This is a genomic window from Streptomyces musisoli (assembly GCF_016741855.1).
Lineage (GTDB): Bacteria > Actinomycetota > Actinomycetes > Streptomycetales > Streptomycetaceae > Streptomyces > Streptomyces musisoli.
This window is the reverse complement of the sequence record NZ_JAERRH010000002.1, coordinates 386,040-408,094: the sequence shown is the minus strand read 5'-3', so window position 1 is coordinate 408,094 and position 22,055 is coordinate 386,040. Positions and strand designations below refer to the sequence as shown.

18 protein-coding genes, 1 pseudogene and 1 riboswitch are annotated in these 22,055 nt (G+C 73.6%); of the genes and pseudogenes, 13 read left to right on the top strand and 6 right to left on the bottom strand.

Going from position 1 to position 22,055, the window contains the following annotated elements:
• Positions 1-34 precede the first annotated feature (34 nt).
• Both JK361_RS05620 and JK361_RS05615 read left to right on the top strand, forming a co-directional pair.
• Positions 35-241 carry a hypothetical protein gene (locus JK361_RS05620; RefSeq protein WP_201814532.1) on the top strand — a complete coding sequence of 69 codons (207 nt, stop codon included), beginning with the start codon at positions 35-37 and terminating at the stop codon, positions 239-241.
• 73 nt (positions 242-314) lie between these two features.
• A riboswitch (ZMP/ZTP riboswitch) is annotated at positions 315-395 on the top strand.
• A gap of 26 nt (positions 396-421) precedes the next feature.
• Positions 422-1,270 (top strand): bifunctional 5,10-methylenetetrahydrofolate dehydrogenase/5,10-methenyltetrahydrofolate cyclohydrolase, encoded by an 849-nt coding sequence (locus JK361_RS05615; protein ID WP_201814531.1) that lies wholly within the window; start codon positions 422-424, stop codon positions 1,268-1,270.
• 4 nt (positions 1,271-1,274) lie between these two features.
• On the opposite strand, the gene JK361_RS05610 is transcribed toward JK361_RS05615, so the two are convergent.
• Positions 1,275-2,297: a CU044_5270 family protein gene (locus tag JK361_RS05610; RefSeq protein WP_201814530.1), complete on the bottom strand. Its 1,023-nt coding sequence runs from the start codon at positions 2,295-2,297 to the stop codon at positions 1,275-1,277.
• Positions 2,290-2,877, bottom strand: coding sequence for an RNA polymerase sigma factor (locus JK361_RS05605; protein WP_236052502.1), 588 nt, complete (start codon positions 2,875-2,877; stop codon positions 2,290-2,292). The genes JK361_RS05610 and JK361_RS05605 overlap by 8 nt, the downstream gene beginning before the upstream one ends.
• A gap of 106 nt (positions 2,878-2,983) precedes the next feature.
• On the opposite strand from JK361_RS05605, the gene ctaD reads away from it, so the two are divergent.
• The 3 genes from ctaD (at position 2,984) to JK361_RS05590 (ending at position 6,233) form a co-directional block, all read left to right on the top strand.
• Positions 2,984-4,603 (top strand): aa3-type cytochrome oxidase subunit I, encoded by a 1,620-nt coding sequence (gene ctaD / locus JK361_RS05600; RefSeq protein WP_201814529.1) that lies wholly within the window; start codon positions 2,984-2,986, stop codon positions 4,601-4,603.
• Positions 4,600-4,932, top strand: coding sequence for a hypothetical protein (locus tag JK361_RS05595; RefSeq protein ID WP_201814528.1), 333 nt, complete (start codon positions 4,600-4,602; stop codon positions 4,930-4,932). Before ctaD ends, JK361_RS05595 begins: the two co-directional genes overlap by 4 nt.
• 71 nt (positions 4,933-5,003) lie before the next feature.
• Positions 5,004-6,233 carry a glycosyltransferase gene (locus tag JK361_RS05590; protein WP_201814989.1) on the top strand — a complete coding sequence of 410 codons (1,230 nt, stop codon included), beginning with the start codon at positions 5,004-5,006 and terminating at the stop codon, positions 6,231-6,233.
• A gap of 46 nt (positions 6,234-6,279) precedes the next feature.
• On the opposite strand, the gene JK361_RS05585 is transcribed toward JK361_RS05590, so the two are convergent.
• Together JK361_RS05585 and JK361_RS05580 are read right to left on the bottom strand one after the other, a co-directional pair.
• On the bottom strand, positions 6,280-7,305 hold the full coding sequence (locus tag JK361_RS05585) for an alcohol dehydrogenase (RefSeq protein ID WP_201814527.1): 1,026 nt from the start codon (positions 7,303-7,305) through the stop codon (positions 6,280-6,282).
• Between the two features lie 202 nt (positions 7,306-7,507).
• A complete protein-coding gene (locus JK361_RS05580) occupies positions 7,508-8,170 on the bottom strand; it encodes a TetR/AcrR family transcriptional regulator (protein ID WP_201814526.1) in 663 nt (220 codons plus the stop codon).
• 141 nt (positions 8,171-8,311) lie between these two features.
• Between JK361_RS05580 and JK361_RS05575 the strand changes: the two genes are divergently transcribed.
• Positions 8,312-9,565, top strand: coding sequence for a YncE family protein (locus JK361_RS05575; RefSeq protein ID WP_201814525.1), 1,254 nt, complete (start codon positions 8,312-8,314; stop codon positions 9,563-9,565).
• A gap of 67 nt (positions 9,566-9,632) precedes the next feature.
• On the opposite strand, the gene JK361_RS05570 is transcribed toward JK361_RS05575, so the two are convergent.
• On the bottom strand, positions 9,633-11,489 hold the full coding sequence (locus JK361_RS05570; protein ID WP_201814524.1) for a cellulase family glycosylhydrolase: 1,857 nt from the start codon (positions 11,487-11,489) through the stop codon (positions 9,633-9,635).
• Positions 11,490-11,572: 83 nt separating this feature from the next.
• Positions 11,573-13,640 (bottom strand): annotated as a pseudogene (locus JK361_RS05565) (GTP-binding protein).
• Between the two features lie 267 nt (positions 13,641-13,907).
• On the opposite strand from JK361_RS05565, the gene JK361_RS05560 reads away from it, so the two are divergent.
• The 7 genes from JK361_RS05560 to JK361_RS05530 all read left to right on the top strand — a co-directional run bounded on the left by JK361_RS05560 (position 13,908) and on the right by JK361_RS05530 (position 21,805).
• Entirely contained in the window at positions 13,908-14,441 is a 534-nt protein-coding gene (locus JK361_RS05560) for a (2Fe-2S)-binding protein (protein WP_201814523.1), read from the top strand.
• On the top strand, positions 14,438-16,915 hold the full coding sequence (locus tag JK361_RS05555; protein WP_201814522.1) for a xanthine dehydrogenase family protein molybdopterin-binding subunit: 2,478 nt from the start codon (positions 14,438-14,440) through the stop codon (positions 16,913-16,915). The genes JK361_RS05560 and JK361_RS05555 overlap by 4 nt, the downstream gene beginning before the upstream one ends.
• Complete coding sequence (locus JK361_RS05550) at positions 16,912-17,766, top strand: FAD binding domain-containing protein (protein ID WP_201814521.1); 855 nt, start codon at positions 16,912-16,914, stop codon at positions 17,764-17,766. The genes JK361_RS05555 and JK361_RS05550 overlap by 4 nt, the downstream gene beginning before the upstream one ends.
• A 15-nt stretch (positions 17,767-17,781) precedes the next feature.
• Positions 17,782-18,657 carry an AAA family ATPase gene (locus tag JK361_RS05545; RefSeq protein WP_201814520.1) on the top strand — a complete coding sequence of 292 codons (876 nt, stop codon included), beginning with the start codon at positions 17,782-17,784 and terminating at the stop codon, positions 18,655-18,657.
• A gap of 236 nt (positions 18,658-18,893) precedes the next feature.
• Positions 18,894-20,021, top strand: a complete 1,128-nt coding sequence (locus JK361_RS05540; RefSeq protein ID WP_201814519.1) for a vWA domain-containing protein — start codon at positions 18,894-18,896, stop codon at positions 20,019-20,021.
• The gene (locus tag JK361_RS05535; protein ID WP_201814518.1) at positions 20,014-21,120 is read left to right on the top strand and encodes an XdhC family protein; all 1,107 of its coding nucleotides are present in this window, start codon (positions 20,014-20,016) and stop codon (positions 21,118-21,120) included. Before JK361_RS05540 ends, JK361_RS05535 begins: the two co-directional genes overlap by 8 nt.
• Before the next feature lie 13 nt (positions 21,121-21,133).
• Complete coding sequence (locus tag JK361_RS05530; protein WP_201814517.1) at positions 21,134-21,805, top strand: SRPBCC family protein; 672 nt, start codon at positions 21,134-21,136, stop codon at positions 21,803-21,805.
• Positions 21,806-22,055 lie beyond the last annotated feature (250 nt).

The window sequence follows — 22,055 nt, the reverse complement described above, 5'->3', positions numbered from 1 at the left end:
GTCCCGGCCCGGTATGGCAGGCACCGGAAGGAGAATGGCGCGGGTCCAGGTCACCTCACGGCTGACCTGGACCTTCTCGGCGCGGGCCGGGCTCGTGCGGGCGCACCGGCGCCCGGCACCGGTGCCGGCGGACCGGCTGCCGGTGTGGCCGGCGGTCCTGTTGCGCTCGGTGCTGCGGGCGGCGCGCCCGCGTCCGGTTCTGCCGCGGGCGGTGCGCGTGCGGCGGGCGCGGCACCGGTGAGGGCCGGTGAGGGGCCGGTGAGGCACCGGCCCTAGGGCGGGTCCGAGGGTCGTACACACTCTCGGTTACGCTGTACGCGGGCCGTGACTGGCGCTGAGGTGGAGCACCACCGGGGAGCGGTCCGTGGTGGTTGCCGCGCGCCTGGGCGAGGAGAGTCGATCCAGCTCAGGAGTGTGCAGCATGACCCAGGCCCGTCTGATGGACGGCACCGCGCTCGCCCGCCGCATCGTGGAGGACACCGCGCGACAGGCCGCCGGTCTCACCGAACGGACCGGTACGGCACCGTGTCTGGCGACCGTGCTGGTCGGCGAGGACCCGGCGTCCGTGACGTACGTCCGGATGAAGCAGAACCGCTGCCGCAAGGCCGGCATCGAGTCCCGGCACGTCGCCCTGCCCGCCGGCACCACGATGGATGAACTCGTCGGCACGCTTCGGGAGTTGTCGGCCGATCCGGGGGTGCACGGCATCCTGCTCCAGCACCCGGTGGGCGACCACGTCGACGAGCGGGCCGCGTTCGAGGCGATCGCCCCGGAGAAGGACGTGGACGGTGTCACCTTCGCCTCGTTCGCCACGATGAGCTTCGGTCTGCCGGGCTTCGTGTCCTGCACGCCGGGCGGCATCCTGCGGCTGCTGGACGAGTACGGCGTCGACCCGTCCGGGAAGCGGGCCGTGGTGGTGGGCCGCAGCGCGATCCTCGGCAAGCCGGTGGGCATGCTGCTCCTGGCCCGGGACGCGACCGTGACGTACTGCCACTCGCGCACCCGGGACCTGTCGGCGGCGGTCCGCGAGGCCGACATCGTCGTCGCCGCGGTCGGCCGGCCGCGGCTGATCCGCGGGCAGGACATCAAGCCGGGCGCGGTCGTGATCGACGCGGGCTACAACGAGGGGAACGTCGGCGACGTCGACTTCGACTCCGCGGTGGAGCGGGCCTCGCTGATCACGCCGGTGCCGGGCGGGGTCGGGCCGATGACGATCGCCACGCTGCTGGAGCAGACCGTCCGGGCCGCCGCCCGGCAGCTCGGGGTGTGAGGGGTCAGCGCATCCAGGCGCGGTAGTCCATGACGTCGCCGGCCCGCACTCCGTACTCGGGGTCGTCCTCGGTGAAGGTGTCCTCCATGCCGAGGACGGCGCCGGTGCGCGGTTCCAGGATCAGCAGGTGCCGGATGCCGCGGGCGTCGTACGCGTACGCGTGGCCGGGGCGGCCCAGCCGGTCGGTCACCTCGCCGACCGGCCGCAGCCCCTCGGCCTTCGCCAGCAGCCGGACGAGGGCCGCCGACTCGCGGGCGCCGAGGGTCCAGTGGTCGAGCAGTTCCGCGGTGGCGTCGAGGAGTTCGGCGGTGCTCAGCGGAGCCGTGCCGGGGCCGGTACCGGGCCGGGCGACCTCGGTGAGATAGGCACGCAGGGCCCCCGCGGTGTGCGGCGGGGGCCCTTCGGGCGGGGCGTCGCTCCACATCGGCGGGAATGTGGTCCGGCTGATCACGTGGCCGTCCGCCACCTCCCGCGGTTCGCCGCCCTCGTCGCTGAGGACGGGGCGCCCGGGCCGGCGCGGGTCGGTCGCCACGACCAGTTCGGTGTGGGTGGCGTCCGCGCGCCAGACCACGACACGCTCCTGGGGGAGGGTGACGGGGGGCTTGTCGTCGCTCATGCCGAGGCTCCACGACTGCACGTGGGATCCCTTGCGCAGCCGCGGTGAGCCGCCCGCCGCGGCCGCGTCGGCGAGGGCGGCCATGTCTGCGAGGGGTACGGGCGCGGTCCGGGCGTGGACGGTCAGCGGGCGCGGCGCGGCGACGGCCGGCGGCGCGCTCGGGCCGCCGAGGACGGCGTCGAGGGCGAGCGCGAGCACGACGGCGGTGGCGGCGAGGCCCCAGGCCAGCCGGGCGCGCGGGGTACGGCCGGGAGGCAGTGAGAGCAGGCGGGATCGGCGGGGCGCGGGCTCCTGGTCGAGCAGCCGCGCCAGCCGCCGCTCCGCGCGCGGGTCGAGCGGCCCGTCGCGGAACCTGGGATCGTCGGCCGGCACCGGGTCGGCGCACCGGAGGAGTTCGAGTTCGTCAGCCATGTCCGTGGTCCTTGCACAGGGTCGCGCGGGCGGGTCCGGGCTGCGGGGTGGGCCGGCCTGCGGGCGGGGTGGACGGGACGGTGCCCAGCCGGTCGATCTCGGCCCTGAGCCGGCGCCGCGCCCGGTGCAGGCGCATCGTCGCCGCGCGCTTGCCGCAGCCGAGGGCGACCGCGATCTCCTCGGCGCCGAGTTCCTCCCAGGCGGCGAGGCGCAGCACCTCCTGGTCGGCCGGGGCGAGCCGGTCCAGGGCCTCGTGCACCCAGGCGCCCGGCCCCTCGGCGTCGGGTCCGGCCGCGATGTGCCGGCCGTGCGCGGCCTCGTCGTTGCCGAGCCGGTCCATCAGGCGGAGCCGGCGCCCGTGACCGCGTACCGCGTTCGCCAGGCAGTTGCGGGCCACCCCGTACAGCCAGGGCAGGGGTGTGCCCGGCAGGTCCGCCCGGCGCCGCCAGGCGACCGTGAACACCTCCGCCACCACTTCCTCCACCTCGTCGGCCCGCCCCTGGAGTCGCCTCGCGACATAGCGGCTGACCGCCCAGTAGTGCTCGCGATAGGCAGCGGCGAAGATCTCGTCGTTGCTCATGTTCGGTTCGTGTCCGGCACGGCCCGGATCGTCACACCCTTCTTCCGTGATGCTCGTCGCGTCGCCCGAGTGTGACGCGCGGGCCGGGCGCGGACACAGGCGGGGTGTGAAGAGGATCCGAGACACCAGGGCCGTGCAGTGGCTCACCAGCACCGATCACAAGACGATCGGGACGCTCTACTTGATCACCGCGTTCGCGTTCTTCCTGATCGGCGGCGTGATGGCGCTGCTGATGCGCGCCGAGCTGGCCCGGCCGGGCCTCCAGTTCATGTCGAACGAGCAGTTCAACCAGGCGTTCACGATGCACGGCACCGTGATGCTGCTGATGTTCGCGACGCCGCTGTTCGCCGGTTTCGCCAACTGGATCATGCCGCTCCAGATCGGCGCGCCCGACGTGGCGTTCCCGCGGCTGAACATGTTCGCGTACTGGTTGTATCTCTTCGGTTCGCTCATCGCGGTGGGCGGCTTCCTCACCCCGGAGGGCGCGGCCGACTTCGGCTGGTTCGCCTACGCGCCGCTGTCGGACGCGGTCCGTTCGCCGGGTATCGGCGCCGACATGTGGATCATGGGTCTGGCCTTCTCCGGCTTCGGCACCATCCTCGGCTCGGTCAACTTCATCACCACGATCATCTGCATGCGTGCCCCGGGCATGACCATGTTCCGCATGCCGATCTTCACCTGGAACGTGCTGCTGACCGGTGTGCTGGTCCTACTGGCCTTCCCGGTCCTCGCGGCCGCGCTGTTCGCCTTGGAGGCGGACCGCAAGTTCGGTGCCCACGTCTTCGACGCCGCCAACGGCGGAGCCTTGCTGTGGCAGCACCTCTTCTGGTTCTTCGGACACCCGGAGGTGTACATCATCGCGCTGCCGTTCTTCGGCATCGTCAGCGAAGTGATCCCGGTGTTCTCCCGCAAGCCGATGTTCGGCTACATGGGCCTGATCGCCGCGACCGTCGCGATCGCCGGCCTGTCCGTGACCGTGTGGGCCCACCACATGTACGTCACCGGCGGTGTGCTGCTGCCGTTCTTCTCCTTCATGACCTTCCTGATCGCCGTGCCGACCGGGGTGAAGTTCTTCAACTGGATCGGCACGATGTGGAGGGGGAGTCTCTCGTTCGAGACGCCGATGCTGTGGGTGCTGGGGTTCCTCGTCACGTTCGTCTTCGGCGGCCTGACGGGCGTCATGCTCGCCTCCCCGCCGGTCGACCTCCACGTCTCCGACTCGTACTTCGTGGTGGCGCACTTCCACTACGTGGTCTTCGGCACGGTCGTCTTCGCGATGTTCTCCGGCTTCCACTTCTGGTGGCCCAAGTTCACCGGCAGGATGCTCGACGAACGCCTCGGCAAGATCACCTTCTGGACGCTGTTCACCGGCTTCCACGGCACCTTCCTGGTCCAGCACTGGCTGGGCGCCGAGGGCATGCAGCGCCGGATCCCCGACTACCTGGCGGCGGAGGGGTTCACGACGCTCAACACGGTCTCCTCGATCTCCTCGTTCCTGCTCGGCGCCTCCCTGCTCCCCTTCTTCTACAACGTCTGGAGGACGGCCCGGTACGGCGAACCGGTCGGGGTGGACGACCCATGGGGCTTCGGCCGCTCGCTGGAGTGGGCGACCTCCTGCCCGCCGCCGCGGCACAACTTCCTCGCCCTGCCGCGGATCCGCAGCGAGTCCCCCGCCTTCGACCTGCACCATCCCGAGGTGCGGGAGCGGGAGTTGACCGCGCCGTGACCGCCCACGACGAGCGGGAGCTGGTCCGGCAGATCGAAGGGCACCTGCTGCTGGCCGCCGCCCAGGAGGAGGGCCGTAGCGCCGCGGAACGCCTCGGCTCCCGGCTGGGCTGGCTCACCGAGGGCCAGCGGGCGGACCTGGAGCGGCACTTCGAGGCCGAGTACGTGGCGCTGGCCCGGCTCTCGTGGGGCCGCACGGCCGAGCGGGCGCGGGAGCTGCGGCAGGCGTACGAGTCCCGCTACCGAGCCCTACGCCGACGGCTGCTGGCCTGCTGTGTGCTGGGGTGCGCGCTGACGGCGGCGGCGGTCCTGGTGGTGTCCGCCGTCTAGGCCGGCTCGTGGCGACCGGCACCCGGGAGAGGGTCCGGCCCGTCATACTGGGCGTCGTGCGCGTTGCGATCATGACGGCGGGATCCCGGGGCGACGCCGCCCCCTACACCGGGCTCGGGCACCGGCTCGCGCGGGCCGGGCACGAGGTCACCCTGGTCACGCACGGCCGTTTCGAGCCGCTGGTGGCGGGCTCGGACGTACGGTTCCACGCACTGCCGGTGGATCCGCTGGCCGAACTGGAGTCCCCGCGGGGCCGGGGACTGCACCGCAGCACCAGCGGTCCCGGCAAGCTGCTGCGGGTCGGGGACCTGGCACGGCGCGCGGTCGGACGGATGACCGAGGACCTGCTCGCCGCGGCGCGCCGCAGCGACGTCCTGCTCCTGTCCTCCTCGCTGGCCCCGCTCGGTCACACGATCGCCGAAGGACTGCGGCTGCCGAGCCTCGGTGTCTTTCTGCAACCCATCGCCGGCACGAGGGAGTTCGCGCCTCCGGTGCTCGGCGGCGGCGCCTGGGGCGGGCCGGTCAACCGGCTCGCCGGGCAGGGGGTCGGCCTGGCCGTGGAGCACGTGTTCGCCGGTGCCGTACCGGCCGTGCGGGAACGGCTCGGCCTGCCCCGGGCGGGGGCCGGTGCCGCCTGGCGGGCACGGGAGCGACGGCACTGGCCGGTGCACCACGGCTTCAGCCCCCTGGTGGTGCCCCGGCCCGGTGACTGGCGGGCGGGGCTGGAGGTGGGCGGCTACTGGTGGCCCTACGACGCCGATGCGGAACTCCCCGACGCGGTGCGGGAGTTCCTCGAAGCCGGCCCGCCGCCGGTCTTCGTCGGGCTGGGCAGCGCCACCGTGCCGGATGCCAGGCGGCTCAGCGCACGGGTGGTGGCGGCGCTGCGGCGGGCCGGGCTGCGCGGGGTGGTCCAGCGCGGGTGGGGCGGACTCGCGGCCGACGGGGACGACATGCTGACGGTCGGCGAGGTGCCGCACTCGGCGCTCTTCCCGCGCATGGCCGCGGTGGTCCATCACGCGGGCGCCGGCACCACGGCGGCGGGGCTGCGCGCCGGAGTGCCGGCCGTACCGGTCCCGGTCCAGTTCGACGCGGGATTCTGGTCCGCCCGGCTGGTCGCGCTCGGCGTCGCCCCGGCTGTCGTACCGCTGCGCCGCCTGACCGTGGACGCGCTGGCCTCGGCCCTGGTGCGGGCCACCCGGGACCCTGCGTACCGGCGGCGCGCCGACGCCCTGGGGGCCCGTATCCGCGAGGAGGACGGCACCGCACCGGTGCTCGCCGCGCTGGACCGGCTCGACGGCTGAACCCCCGGCCGCCTCGCCGCCGGGCCGCCGCCTTCGGCCGCTCCCGTCAGCCGGTCGTGAGGACCATCCGGAAGCGGGCCCCGCCGGAGAGCATCTTCCGGTAGGCCTGGTCCGCGTCCTTGAGCGGCACCGTCTCGGTCATCGGACGGATGCCGTGCAGGGCACTGAAGGCCATGGTGTCCTCCACGTCCTGCGCGGTGCCGGACGGGTGGCCGCGCACCACGCGCCCGGTCATCAGCAGCTGCGCCGGGTTGATGCCGAGCGGCGCGACGTCGGCCCCGATGACCACCAGCTCCCCACGCGGCGCGAGCCCGTCGGCGGTGGCCGTGATCGCCTCGGAGTTCCCCGCGGTGGCCAGCACGGCCTTGGCACCGCCGAGGGACTGCAGGGCCTCCGCGACCGGGGTGCCCGACGTGCTGTCGACGTAATGGTGCGCGCCGAGCTGCTTGGCGAAGTCGGCCTTCTCCGCGCCCCGGGCGATCGCCACGGTCTCGAAGCCCATCGCCACCGCGTACTGCACCCCGAGGTGGCCGAGGCCGCCGATGCCCAGGATCGCGACCAGGTCACCCGGCCTGGCGGAGCTGCGGCGCAGCCCGTTGTACGTGGTCACGCCCGCGCAGGCCAGGGGCCCCGCGTCGCTCGCCGCCAGCGCGTCGGGAATCCGGGCCAGGGCGTCGACGGGCGCGATCACCTGATCGGCGAAGCCCCCGTCGTACGTCCATCCGGGCACCTTGAGGCTGACGCAGACGATGAAGTCGCCGTGGCGGCAGGGCTCGCAGTGGCCGCAGCTGCCGCCGAACCAGCCGACCGCCACCCGGTCACCGGCCTGGTACCCCCAGTCCTGCGCGCCCTCGCCCAGCTCCTCGATGCGTCCCGCGATCTCGTGCCCGGGGACCACCGGGAAGCCGACGCCCGGCAGTGCGGCGTTCACGAAGAGGGCGTCGCTGTGGCAGATCCCGCACGCCTCCACGGCGATCCGCACCTGACGGGGCCCCGGCCGGGGCACCTCCCGCTCGGCCAGCTCCACCGCGCCGCCCGCGGTCGTCACCTGCGCAACTCGGTAAGTGCTCATCTGTCTCTCCGGTGAACGGGTACGACGGTCCTCGCCACCAGCAGACCAGCTCGGGCCCGATCCTGCGCGCCGAACCATCGGGCCCCGCCGACCCGGGGGGTCTGGCGGTCCCGCGCCGAACCGCAGCGCGCCGCCGACCCGGGCGGTCCCGGCGATCCCGCGCGCCTGGTGTCAGGGCCCCGTCGGCCCGGCAGCCCCCGGGTCAGGAGCTGCCGGGCCGCCACCCCTGCGGCCGGAGCATCCCCAGCAGCAGCCGGACCAGCTCGTCCACCACCTCGTCGAGCGTGGCGTCCACCCAGCCGGTGGTCCAGTCGTGCAGCAGGCCGTTGACGCTGCCGATGAAGGCCGTGGCCGCGAGACGGTAGTCGCGGGGCGCCGCCTCCCCGCGGGCCACGGCCGCGTCCGCCTCGGCCCGGATGAGGTCGACCCAGCGGGCCCGGCGGGCGAGGCGCTGCTCCTCCAGGCGGGGGCTGACGCCGACGATCTCCACGAAGGTGATGCGGATGCGGCGCGGGTCGCAGGTGACGTCGTGGGCGTAGGCCCTGAAGAGCACGGTGGCGCGGTCGGCCAGCGGCAGGCCGTCCGCGTCGGCCAGCGCGGCCAGGACGGCCTGCTCGGCCCAGCCGTTGACCTGGAGGTGGAGCGCGGCGAGGACGTCCTCCAGGGTGCGGAACTCCTCGTAGAACTGGCGCGTGGACAGGCCCGCCGCCTGGCTGAGCGCGGCGACCGTGGTGCTCCGGTAGCCGGGGCTCTCCCCGAACAGCCGCAGTGCCGCGTCGAGGAAGCGACGGCGCCGCTCCGCCTGCCGTTCCTCGGCGGACCGGCCGCCGTAGCGTCCCGTCGGTGCCCTGAGCCTGCCCTCCACGCGTCCCCCTCCGTCATCCCACCGGTCACCCCAATCTTGTCGTGCACACATCTTGTCGAGTAGGCCGCCCCTTCCTTACTTTTCAGTAAGTTCACTGTGAATGCGCCCGTGTTCAGATTCCCCCGAGGAAAGAGAGCCGTCATGGCCGCCTCCAGAACCAGGCACCTGTGCTCCGTGACCGCCGCCCTCGCCCTGACCGTCGCAGGCCCGGCGACCGCCGCCGCCGCGGCGTCCGCCGCACCCGACGGCCTGCGCGAGGTGCTGTTCGTCGGCAACAACTGGGACGGCACCGCCGATGTCATCGAGTCCTCCGGCCACTTCGCGAAGGTCGGCCGGATCGACGTCGTCCCGGACAAGGACGCGCGGATGGCGGAGATCAACGCGGACCCGATCAAGTGGATCTACTTCCAGGCGATCCGCAACAGCGTCGGCGAGGGCCACGACCAGTTCGCCGACGACATGTACTCGACTCCGGACGGCAGGTCGGTGGTGGTGTCCCGGCCGAGCTTCGCGGACGTCGTCTCCATCGATCTGGCCAGCGGGAAGGTCAACTGGCGTTTCCCGGTGTCCGGTTACCGGGCCGACCACATGGCGGTCTCCCCGGACGGCACCCGGGTGGCGGTCTCCGCCTCGACCGCGAACACCGTGCACGTCCTGGACATCGGCACGGGCCGGCAGCTGGGGTCGTTCGCGACCGGCGACAAGCCGCACGAGAACATCTTCACCAAGGACGGCAAGTACATCTGGAACATGTCCATCGGCGACGTCAACACCGCGCTGGACGACCCGGTCTGGGACTGGACCAAGGGCGACCGGCACCTCACGGTCGTGGACGCGACGACGTACAAGCAGGTCAAGGTCATCGACATGCGGCAGCGGCTGGACGCGTTCGGGCTGAGGAACTTCTCCGACGCCGTCCGCCCGGCCGTGTTCGCCGCCGACGAGTCCAAGCTGTACTTCCAGGTGTCGTTCTTCAACGGCTTCCTGGAGTACGACGTCGCCACCGACAAGATCACCCGGATGAAGACCCTGCCGAAGAACCCGGCGACCAGCGAGGACCGCACCACCTGGGTCAACGACTCGCGTCACCACGGCATCTCGATGAACCCCGAGGGCACCAAGCTGTGCGTGGCGGGCACCATGGACGACTACGCCACCGTGGTCGACCGCGCCTCGCTCCAGGAGGGTCCGCTGGTGACGACGTCCAAGCCGTACTGGGCGACGGTCAGCGGGGACGGCAGGGACTGCATCGTCTCCGAGAGCGGCGCCGACCAGGTGACGGCGATCGACTTCGCCACCGGCCGGAAGGTGACGTCGGTCCCGGTCGGCGACCACCCGCAGCGCGTCCGGCTGGGCCATGTGCAGGCCGGCTGGACGGGCCCGAGCGGCGGCTGAGCACCGCGCGGCCGGCCGTCGGGCCTGGCCTCCGGGGTGCCCCCACTCACCCCGGAGGCCGCACAGCTCAGAACCGGGCCGCCGCCCACGCGGCCAGCTCGGCCTTCGCCGCGCTCAGCAGGTCCCCCGCGGGCGCCGTCGCCCCGTCGGTGACCAGCGCGTAGTGCACCGCACCGGAGTCGGCGTCGGTGAGCAGCAGCCGGCGGCTGCCGGTGCCGCCCGGTTCGGTGGCCACCGCGACCGGCTCGGCGGAGGTGTACGCGGACGGGGCGTACACGGTGCCCAGGTCGGAGACGACCGTGGTGGCGGCGGTCGGGAAGGACGCCGGCAGGTGCAGTTCGGTGGGTGCGGTGCCGTCGCCGGAACGCCACACGAGCACGCCGTACCGGCCGGAGCCGACCAGTCGCGCCACGTTCGGCAGGGACGCCGGCACCGGGTTCCAGGTGAGGGTGGTGGAGCCGTCGCGGGAGCGGTCCTCGTAGGTGAAGGCGAGGGTGGTGCCGGCCGTGGCGCTCGGGTAGACGCGGTCCAGGAGGCGGCCGTCCTGGCGCAGGACGGCGTTCCCGGAGTCGTCGAGCCGTACCGCCGACAGGTCCTCGTCGTTCCAGGCGTCCTTGGTGGTGAGCACCTTGCCGGGGTCGCCGTTCATCAGCTCGTGGTGCCGGCCGCTGTAGAGGTCCCACTGCCACTGGGTGCCGGACAGCACCGGGCCGGAGGCGGCCGGGCCGGTCCACCAACCAGCCCCGGGCAGGCGGGAGTCGAGGGCCTGGTACATGGCCTTCAGCACGGTCGGCGCCTTGTCGGACACCGTGCCGGACAGGGGATGGCCGAACTCGCCGACCACGGCCGCGGTGCCGGCGGCCGAGGCGCGGTCGCGGATGCCGGCGTAGTCGGCGGCGTACTGGCCGTCGGCCGCCTTGCCCCACATCAGGATGCCGGAGATCGCCTTCTGGTCGTAGAAGTGGGTGTTGAAGACGTAACCCGAGCCCAGCGGGCCGGCGTCCAGCAGGCCGCTCTCCTGTCTCTGGGCGGAGATGTTGGCGTTCCAGAAGAGGTTCGGCTCGACGAAGGCGGGTTTGTCCTGCCAGCCGGCGGCGTCCATGCGGGCGCGGAACCTCACGTAGAACGGCCGGAGCAGGTCGCGTTCCCAGGTGCGGGAGGTCTGCCCGGAGTCGTAGCGGCCCGCGTACGGCTCGTTGTACGGGTCGAAGCCGGCGATGCCCGCGAACTCCTCGGCGGACAGGTGCCGTCGCAGGTGGTCCATGGTGGCCTGGGCGGTGGTCAGGAAGGCGTCCTGGAGGCCGTGGGCGTTGTGCCAGAAGTCGTACTGGGCGTTCTGCACGGCCGTGTTCCGGGTGATGTTCTGGCCCCAGAAGAGGCAGATCCCGCAGGACTCCTTCGGGTAGTTCCCCGCTTCGACGGCCCACTCGGGGGCGCCGTCGCCGGTGTACCAGCTGCCCGCGTGGAACAGGTGGCGGGAGTAGAGGTCCTGGTGGAAGTCGGGGTAGACCCGGATGCCCGCGTCCAGGAACGCGCGCATCTGTTCCGTGGCCGCGGCCAGGTAGGCGGTGTCCACCCGGCCGCGCTCGGGCTCGGCGTACGCCCAGGAGAGCAGGAAGCGGACCGTGTTGCCGCCCCCGAGGGCGCGCAGCGCGGTCGCGGACTTCCGGGCGTCGGCCACCGAGGCGAAGGGCAGGCCGCCGTTCTCCGCCAGTTTGGCCTCGCCGGAGACGTTGTAGCCGCGCAGGACGACCTCGCGGCCCTGCCCGTCGGTGAGCCGGCCGTCCCGCACGGTCAGCGGGGCGCCGTCGAACCAGAGGGAGCCTGAAGGCACGGCGGCGGTGGCGGGTGGGGCTCCCGCCACCGTCAGGGATCCGCTGAGGACGACCAGGACGGCGAGCAGACGCGCCCGTAAGTTCGGCATGTCCACCACAGTCCGGCGCCCTCCGGGCGGCGTCAATAGGTTCTGACCGACCAGTAAGTTGACGATCGGTCAGGCGACTCGGTTCACTCCCCCACCCGGCGGGTCACGTTCAGCAGGTACTCCTTCCGGTTCAGCGGGTTGTGGTCGGTGCGCGGCCGCCGCGGGACCGTGCCGCGGGTCACCGGCGCGTAATGCTCGAAGGCCGTCTCCAGCTCGCCCTCGCCCCGCGTCAGGCCCGGCAGCCGCTGCTCCAGGGAGTGCACCCGGGCGGCCGGTACCGTGCCCTCCAGCACACAGGCCGTGGCCCGGGCGGCGGTGCTCTCCGGTACCGCGCCGAGCCGGGCCAGCACCGGCAGCAGCGCACCGAGCGTGTCGGCGGGTGCCTCCAGGCGGAAACGGTGCATCGGCTCGTGCACCAGGGTGCCGGCCCGGCGCAGCGCCTCCATCAGGACCAGCGGGGTCAGGCCCCGGAAGTCGTAGCCGGTGCTCGACATGCTCTTGTCGAAGCCCTGGTGCGCGTGGCTCTGCCGGGGCGAGTAGCCGCAGTGGGTCATGGTGACCGTGCAGTCGGTGACCTCCCAGCCGTGCAGCCCCTGGCCGAGGGTCTCCCGGACGGTGTCCTCGACGGCCTTGAAGAAGGCGTACGGCATCGAGCCCAGCTCCACCTCCCGGCGGAACGCGACACCCGAGCCCGGCGGGGCGGGGCCGACACGCAGGCCGACCGTGGCGAGGAAGGGGTTCGCGTCCTTCTTGTCGAACTCGACGGCGTGCCCGGTACCGGACGGCCGTTCGACGCACAGGGTCGTCGTCTCGCGGAAGGTGACGTCGAGGCCGTACTCGTCGGCGAGGGTGGCCTGGACGACCTCCTTCTGCACCTCGCCGTAGAGGGACACGGAGGTCTCTCCGCGCACTTCGTCGTGGCGGACGCCGATGAGCGGGTCCTGTTCGGCGAGCTGGGTCAGGGCGAGGTGCAGGGAGCGCCGGTCCGCGCCGGGGCCGGGCACGACGACCGTCTCGAGGGTGGGCGGCGCGAAGTGCCGCCCGGACGGCCGGGCGGGCGTGCCGAGCGCGTCGCCGATCCGGATGCCGCCGAGGCCCCACACCTTGACGATCCGGCCCGCCGCGGCGGCTGTCGGCCCGGCTGTCCGTGCCGCCGTCGAAGACGGAGAGCGCGGTGACGCGGCCTTCGCCGCCGGTGCCGCGGCCTCCGCCGCCGGTGCCGCGGCCTCCGCCGCCGGTGCCGCGGCCTTCGTCACCGGTGCCGCGGCCTTCGTCACCGGTGCCCTGGCGGCCGTCCCCGAACGGGATCCGGTCGCGGACGCGCAGGGTGCCGGAGAAGAGGCGGGCGTAGGCGGTCTTCTCCCCCGCCGGGCCCCGCTCGACCTTGAAGACCGTGCCGGACAGGGGGCCGCCCGGGTCGCCGGGGGCGGTGGGCAGCAGCCGCTCGATGCCGTCGATCAGCTCGGGCACACCGGCCCCCGTGATGGCGGAGCCGAAGTACACCGGGTGGACCGCGGCGTCGCGGGTCTGCGCGGACAGGGCCCGGCGCAGCCGGCCCTGGGATACCCCGCCGTCGAGATAGGCGGCCAGCAGGCCGTCGTCCCGGTCCGCGAGCGCCTCCAGCGCGGCCGGGCCGAGGCCCGGGACGAAGCGGGCGGCGCGCGTGCCGAGCCCGGCGGCCGTCCCCATGGGGACGAGCGGTACGGCCAGCCGCTGCGCCATCTGGCGGAGCACGGCCGCGTCCCGGGCACCGCGCCGGTCGACCTTGTTGACGAAGACCAGGGCGGGGATGCCCAGCCGGCGCAGGGTCCGCATCAGCACGCGGGTCTGGGCCTGGACGCCCTCGACGGCGGAGACGACCAGGACGGCGCCGTCGAGGACACCGAGCACGCGCTCGACCTCGGCGATGAAGTCCGGGTGGCCGGGGGTGTCGATGAGGTTGACGGTGACGCCGTCGAGCGGGAACGACACGACGGCGGACTTGATGGTGATGCCGCGCTGCCGCTCCAGCGCGAGGGTGTCGGTGGTGGTGCTGCCGGCGTCGACGCTGCCGACCTCGTCGATGACCCCGGCCGCGTGCAGCAGCCGTTCGGTCAGACTGGTCTTACCCGCGTCGACATGCGCGAGGATTCCGAGATTGAGCAGATGCACTGAGCGTGATGTCCTTCGACACGGGGTGGGTTCCTTCCTGGGTGGACATGCACGCAGCGCGCATCGGAAGAGTCCTCTCCGTGTGACATCCCGTGGGGCATCGGGTCCCCAGCAGTGCAGCAGGGCCGCTCCGCCGACGGCAATCGATTAACGCTCAACAAATCCGCCGCCGCAGCGCTCGCCGCCTCCAGGGGGCGGCCATAGAGTGACCTACATCACGCAAGCGTGGCTGATTCCTCACTCCGGCCCGCACGGCTTGGAGGGCGCATGACCCACATCAAGGTGAACGTGGACGGCACGACGTACGAGGACGACGTGGAGCCCCGTCTCCTCCTCGCCCACTATCTGCGCGACCGCCTCGGCCTCACCGGTACCCCGATCGGCTGTGACACCTCGAACTGCGGGGCGTGCACGGTCGACCTGGACGGTGCGACCGTCAAGAGCTGCTCGGTGCTGGCCGTACAGGCCGACGGCGGCGAGGTGACCACCATCCAGGGGCTGGCCCGGGACGGCGAGTGGACGGCGCTCCAGCGCGCCTTCCACGAGCGGCACGGTCTCCAGTGCGGCTACTGCACCCCCGGAATGATCATGGCGGCACGCGATCTGCTCCGCGAGAACCCCCGTCCCACCTCCGACGAGGTCCGGCAGGCACTGGAGGGCAACCTCTGCCGGTGCACCGGATACCAGAACATCGTCCGCGCGGTGCTCGCCGCGGCCGACGAGGAGAGCGCCTCCGGCCGGGACGAGGCCGGGCCGGGAGCCGCGTCCGGACAGCAGGTCACCGAGGAGGCGACGGCATGACCGACCAGGCCGTTGACCACGAGATCGGCCGCGCCCGGCTGCGCAAGGAGGATGCCAGGCTGATCACCGGGCAGACCACCTGGACCGACAACATCCAGGTCGCGGGACTCCTGCACATGGCGATCCTGCGCAGCCCGCTGGCGCACGCCCGCCTCACCCGCGTCGACGTCTCCCCCGCCCTCGAACGGCCCGGTGTCATCGCGGCGTTCAGCGGCGCCGACCTCGCCGAGGGCCTGGGCTCGCTGCCCTGCGCCTGGCCCGTGACCGAGGACATCGTGCTGCCCGACCACCCGCCGGTCGCCGTCGACGAGGTCCGCTACGCCGGTGACCCGGTGGCCGTCGTGGTCGCCCGCGACCGGTACGCGGCCGCCGACGCGCTGGAGGCGGTCGAGGTCGACTACGACCCGCTGCCCCCGGTCCTGGACCTGGAGGCCGCGCTCGCCGAGGACGCGCCGCTGGTCCACGCCGACAAGGGCACCAACCGCTGCTACACCTGGCCGCTCGCCACCGGCGAGAGCTTCGACGCCGTACGCGAACGCGCCGAGGTGACCCTGAAGCGCCGCTACCACCAGCAGCGGCTGATCCCCAACGCCATGGAACCCCGCGCGGTCGTCGTCACGCCGATCGCCGCCTCCGGCGAGTACACCGTCCACTCCGCGACCCAGATCCCGCACATCCTGCGGATCATGCTGGCCACGGTCACCGGGATCCCCGAGCAGAAGCTGCGGGTGATCGCCCCGGACGTGGGCGGCGGCTTCGGCTCCAAGCTCCAGGTGTACGGCGAGGAGGCCCTGGCCCTCGCGGTGGCCCGCAGGATCGGGCGCCCGGTGAAGTGGACCGAGTCCCGCTCCGAGGGCTACCTGGCGACGCACCACGGCCGCGGCATGATCCAGGACGTCGAGATCGCCGCCACCCGCGAGGGCAGGCTGCTCGGCCTGAAGGTGGACCTGCTCGCCGACATGGGCGCCTATCTGATGCTCGTCACCCCGGGCATCCCGATCCTCGGCGCCTTCATGTATCCCGGCATCTACAAGATGGACGCCTACGAGTTCAACTGCACCGGCGTCTTCACCACCCGCACCCCCACCGACGCATACCGCGGCGCCGGCCGTCCTGAGGCCACGTTCGCCATCGAGCGGATCATGGACGAGCTGGCCGTGGAACTCGGCCTGGACCCGGTGGAGGTCCGGCGCCGGAACTGGATCCGGCACGAGGAGTTCCCGTACGCCACGATCGCCGGGCTGACCTACGACAGCGGCAACTACGAGGCCGCGACCGAGAAGGCGCTGGCCCTGTTCGGCTACGACGACCTGCGCGCCGAGCAGCGGCGGCGCAACGAGCGCGGCGACACCGTACGCCTCGGGATCGGCGTGTCGACCTTCACGGAGATGTGCGGTCTCGCGCCGAGCCGGGTGCTGCGGGACCTCAGGTACGGGGCCGGCGGCTGGGAGGCGGCGAGCATCCGCATGCTGCCGACCGGCAAGGTCGAGGTCGTCACCGGCACCAGCCCGCACGGGCAGGGCCACGAGACCTGCTGGAGCCAGATCGCGGCCGACGTGCTGGGCGTGCCGTTCGATGACGTCGAGGTCGTGCACGGCGACACCAAGTCGTCCCCGATGGGCATGGACACCTATGGCTCGCGTTCGCTGGCCGTCGGCGGCGAGGCCGTGCACCGGGCGGCGGTGAAGGTGGTGGACAAGGCGCGCAAGGTCGCCGCCCACCTGCTGGAGGCGAGCGAGCAGGACCTGGAGTTCAGCGCCGGGGTGTTCTCGGTGAAGGGCTCGCCCGAGGCCCGCAGGACCATCCAGGAGATCGCCTTCGAGACGTTCACCTCGCACGACCTGCCCGACGGGGTCGAGCCGTCCATCAACGCCGAGACGGTGCTCGACCCGGAGAACTTCTCCTTCCCGCACGGCACCCACCTGTGCGCGGTCGAGGTCGACACCGAGACCGGGAAGACCCGGATCCGTTCGTACGTCTGCGTGGACGACGTCGGCACGGTCGTCAACCCGATGATCGTCGAAGGGCAGGTGCACGGCGGGCTCGCCCAGGGCATCGCGCAGGCGCTGTTCGAGGAGGCCGTCTACGACGACCAGGGCAACCTCGTCTCCGGGACCATGGCCGACTATCTCGTGCCGTCGGCGGCGGACCTGCCGGACTTCGTCACCGACCGCACCGAGACCCCCGCGGTCGACAACGCGATGGGCGTCAAGGGCGTCGGCGAGGCGGGGACGATCGCGTCGACGCCCGCGGTCGTCAACGCCGTGGTGGACGCGCTGCGGCCGCTCGGTGTGCGGGACGTGCGGATGCCCTGCTCGCCGCACCGGGTGTGGCAGGCGGTCCGGGCGGCACGGTCCGGCGCCGCCGGCGACGTCGAGGGGACGGGGCCCGCGCAGTCCGGCCAGTCCGGGCAGGCGGCACAGTCCGGCGACGTCGGCCAGTACGACCCCTCGGGGAAGGAGGGCCAGGCATGATTCCCCCCGCATTCGAGTACGCCCGTCCCGGCGATGTCGACGAGGCGGTGCGCGCCCTCGCCGACGCGGGCGAGGACGGCAAGGTGCTGGCCGGCGGGCAGAGCCTGCTGCCCCTGCTGCGCATGCGGCTGGCCTTCCCCGAACTCGTCGTGGACGTCGGCCGGGTCGGCGAGCTGCGCGGGGTCCGCGAGGACGGCGACGCCCTCGTCATCGGCGCCATGACCACGCACCACGACGTGGTCCGGGACCCGCTGGTGCGCCGGCACGCCGGGCTGCTGGCCGAGGCGACGGCCACGGTGGCCGACCCCGCCGTACGGCACCGGGGCACCCTCGGCGGCTCCCTCGCGCACGCCGACCCGGCCGGGGACCTGCCCGCCGTCGCCCTGGCCCTGGACGCAGAGCTGGTGGTGGCCGGCCCCGCCGGCCGGCGCACGATGCCGGCGCGGGAGTTCTTCGTGGACTACCTCCAGTCGGCGCTGGCACCCGACGAACTCCTGGTGGAGGTGCGGATCCCGAAGACGGACGGCTGGAGCTTCCACTACGAGAAGTTCCACCCGGTCGCCCAGTCCTGGGCCATCGTCGGTGTCGCGGCGCTCGTGCGGCGCGACGACGGGCGCATCGCCGAGGCGCGCGTCGGCCTCACCAACATGGGCTCCACGCCGCTGCGGGCCACGGCCGCCGAGGAGGCGCTGTCCGGCGCCGACGGCCCCGAGGCCGTCGCCCGCGCCGCCGAGGCGGCGGCCGAGGGCACCCGGCCGTCGCAGGACCTGGCGGCCTCCCCCGAGTACCGGCAGCACCTGGCGCGGGTGCTGACCCGGCGGGCGGTGCTGACCGCCACCGGATGGGGGTGAGCGCCGATCACCCGGATGGACGACCCGGAGCAGGTGCGGGCCCGCCTGGAGGAGACGGGGTACCTCGTCGACGAAGGGCTCGCCGTCACCTGCTTCCTGGCCCTGAGACTGCACCGGCCGCTCTTCTGCGAGGGCGACGCGGGCGTCGGCAAGACCGCGCTCGCCGCCGCCCTCGCCGAGGCGCTCGGCGCGCCCCTCATCCGTCTCCAGTGCCACGAGGGCATCGACGCCTCGCAGGCGCTGTATGACTGGGACTTCCCGCGCCAGCTGCTGCACCTGCGGGCCGCCGAGGCGGCCGGGGTGACGGACGCCGACCGCCTGGAGAGCGAGCTGTACGACCGGCGGTTCCTCATCGCCCGGCCGCTGCTGAAGGCCCTCCAGACGCAGCCGTCGGTGCTGCTGGTCGACGAGATCGACCGGGCCGACGACGAGTTCGAGGCGTTCCTGCTGGAGCTGCTGTCCGAGTACTCCGTCTCGATCCCGGAGCTGGGCACCCTGCGCGCGGAGTCGCCGCCGGTGGTCGTCCTCACCTCGAACCGGACCCGGGAGGTGCACGACGCGCTGAAGCGGCGGTGCCTGTACCACTGGTTCGACCATCCCTCCTTCGCCCGTGAACTGGCCATCGTGCGGCGCCGCCTCCCGGAGGTGTCGGCGCGGCTGGCCGAGCAGGTGACCGCGCTGGTGCAGGCCCTGCGGGGCGCCGACCTGCTCAAGCCGCCCGGGGTGGCCGAGACCATCGACTGGGCCCAGGCCCTGGACGCGCTGGGTGCCCGGGAGGTGGACGCGGAACTCGCCCTGACGACGCTGGGCTCGGTGCTGAAGTACCGGGAGGACACCGACCGCGCCCGGAGCCTGGACCTCACGGCGGCCCTGGCGTCCCGGGGAGTGTGAGGGCGTTGCCCCCGCCACCGAGCGAACCGGACCGGCCACCCACCGGCCAGACCGCCCCTCCCGGAACACGTGATGCCCCCGGGGACTCCGGGCGGGCTGGCGCGCCTGGGTGGCCCGGGGACTCCGGGTGGGCCGGGGACTCCGGGTGGGCCGGGGAATCCGGGCGGGCGGGGGACTCCGGGCGGCCCAGGGAATCCGGGCGGGCCAGGGAATCCGGGTGGGCCGGGGCCGACGCCGTGCTCGTCGGGTTCGTGCGGGCGCTGCGGGCGGCCGGACTGGACGCGAGCAGCGAGCGGCTGTACGCGTTCCTGCGCGCCGTCGGTGTGCTGCGGCCCGGGATGCGGGCGGACGTGTACTGGGCGGGACGGGCGACGCTGTGCGGCGGTCACGACGACCTGGAGCGCTACGAGCGGGTGTTCGCCGCCTACTTCGGGACGCCCGGCGGCTCCGCCCCGCGCAGGATGCGTACCCCTCCCCCGCCCCGGCTGCGGCTCACCGCACGGGAGGCGACCGCCGTACCGGGCGACCCGGCGGGAAGCGAACCCTCGGGCCCGCCCACGGCGACGCTCGCCAGCTCCGCGGAGGTGCTCAGGCACCGTGACGTCGCCGATCTGGACGCCGCGGAACGCGCCCAGCTGCGGCGCCTGCTCGCCGCCTTCGCGCTGCACGGACAGACCCGGCGCACCGCCCGGCGGCGCCCGGCCCGGCGCGGGGACGTCGACCCGCGCCGCACGGTACGGGAGCTGCTGCGCCGCGGCGGGGAGCCCGCCCGGCTGCGGCGGCACGCGCGCGTGGAGCGTCCCCGCCGGGTCGTGCTGCTGGTCGACGTGAGCGGTTCGATGGCGCCGTACGCGGACGTGCTGCTGCGGTTCGCGCACGCGGCGGTGCGGGCCGGCCGGACGGAGGTGTTCACCATCGGCACCCGGCTGACCCGGGCGACCCGCGAGCTGTCCCACCGGGACCCGGACCTGGCGATGGCCGCCCTCGCCGCGGCCGTGCCGGACTGGCGCGGCGGTACCCGCCTCGGCGAGCTGCTGCGCGAGTTCCTCAACCGCTGGGGACAGCGCGGCATGGCGCGCGGCGCGGTCGTCGTCCTCATGTCGGACGGCTGGGAGCGCGGGGATCCGGAGCTGCTCGGCGCGCAGATGCGCCGCCTGCACGCCCTCGCCCACCAGGTGATCTGGGCCAACCCCCGCAAGGCCCGCCCCGGTTACGCGCCGCTGGCGGCCGGGATGGCCGCGGCCCTGCCCAGTGTCGACGCCTTCGTCGAGGGGCACAGCCTCGCGGCACTGGAGCGACTGGCGGCGGTGGTGCGCGGTGCCGCGGACGGCGCGGCCGTCATGAAGGGAGCGCAGCGTGCGTGAGATCCTCCCGGCGCTGGAGCGCTGGTACAGCGACCGGACCCCGTTCGGGCTCGCCACCGTCGTCGCGGTCAGCCGCAGCGCGCCGCGCGGGCCCGGTGCCGCGATGGCCGTGGGCCCGGACGACGAGGTGGTGGGGAGCGTGTCGGGCGGCTGCGTGGAGGGCGCGGTGTTCGAACTCGCGCAGGAGGTGGTGGCGAGCGGTGAGGCCCGGCTGGAGAGCTTCGGGTACAGCGACGAGGACGCGTTCGCGGTCGGGCTCACCTGCGGCGGGGAGATCACGCTGCTGGTGCGGCCGGTGACGCCCGGGACGGACCCGGTGTTCGGGTCGGTCGCGGCGTCGGTGGGCGCGGGCGAGCCGGTGACCGTGGCCACGGTGGTCGACGGGCCCGCACCGCGCGGGGCCGCCCGCGCGGTCTGGGCGGACACCGCGTCCGGCACCCTCGGCACCAGTGGGCTCGACGCCGCCGTCACGGCCGACGCGCGGGGCGAACTCGCCCTCGGCGCGACGGTCCTGCGGCACTACGGGCCGCGCGGCGAACGCCGGGAGGACGACGTCACCGTGTTCCTCCAGTCCTTCGCGCCGCCGCCGCGCATGCTGGTGTTCGGCGCGATCGACTACGCGGCCTCGGTGGCCCGGATCGGCGACTTCCTCGGCTACCGGGTCACCGTGTGCGACGCCCGCCCGGTCTTCGCCACGCCCAAGCGCTTCCCCACGGGTGTGGAGGTCGTCGTGGAGTGGCCGCACCGCTATCTGCACAGCACCGGCACCGACGAGCGGACGGTGATCTGCGTCCTCACCCACGACCCGAAGTTCGACGTGCCGCTGCTGGAGGAGGCGCTGCGCCGGCCCGCGGCCTACATCGGGGCGATGGGCAGCCGCCGTACCCACGACGAACGGCGCGAGCGCCTGGCCGAGGCCGGTCTCACCGAGGCGGAGCTGTCCCGGCTGCGCTCGCCGCTGGGGCTCGACCTCGGAGCCCGTACGCCCGAGGAGGTCGCCGTGTCCGTCGCCGCCGAGATCGTCGCCCTGCGCTGGGGCGGCACCGGCACGCCGCTGACCGCGACCACCGGGGCCATCCATCCGCCCGCCGCCGTCTGAGCGAGGAGAAGTCATGGAGCTTCAGCACGAGTTCACCGTCCCGGTCCCGGTCGACGAGGCCTGGCCCGCGCTCCTGGACATCGAGCGCGTGGCGCCCTGCCTGCCGGGTGCGACGGTGGAGGAGTACGACGGCAAGACCGTGACCGGCTCGGTGAAGGTCAAGGTCGGCCCGGTCACCGTGACCTACCGGGGCACCGCGGTGTTCGAGGAGCTGGACGAGTCGGCGCACCGGATGGTGCTCGTGGCGAGCGGCCGGGAGACGCGGGGCCAGGGCACGGCGAGGGCGACGGTCACCGCCGAGCTGAGCGGGCGCGACGGCGGTACGGCGGTGTCGGTGCGGACCGATCTGACGGTGACCGGGCGTCCGGCGCAGTTCGGCCGCGGGGTGCTGGCGGAGGTGGGCGACCGCCTGGTGGGCCGGTTCGCGGACTGCCTGGCGCAACGGCTGACCGAGCGGCCCCCGGCGGCCGGGGAGGAGCCGCGGCAGGAGGAGACGGCTCCGGCCGCGGCCGCCCCGGCGGAGCCGGAACCGCTCGACCTGCTGCACGTCGCCGGCCTCCCGGTGGCCAAGCGAGCGGCGGCGGTGGCAGCGGCGCTCGCGGCCGTGACCGTGGTGTTCCTGCGCCTGCGCCGCCACGACCGCAAGCACCACGCCCGCAGAAGCCACGGCAAACGCCACCGCTGACGCCCCCCCGAAGGGCCACGGGAAACAACACGATCAACCACGACACACCCACACCCGCCCACGAACCACATCCCGCGGCGACCCCAGATATCACGGCAGACGGCACCACCAGCGCCCCGAAGGGGGCGCGGGGAACTGCGCGAGAACCCACCACGCACCCGCACCCACCCACGAACCACACCCCGCGGCGACCCCAGATATCACGGCAGACGGCACCACCAGCGCCCCGAAGGGGGCGCGGGGAACTGCG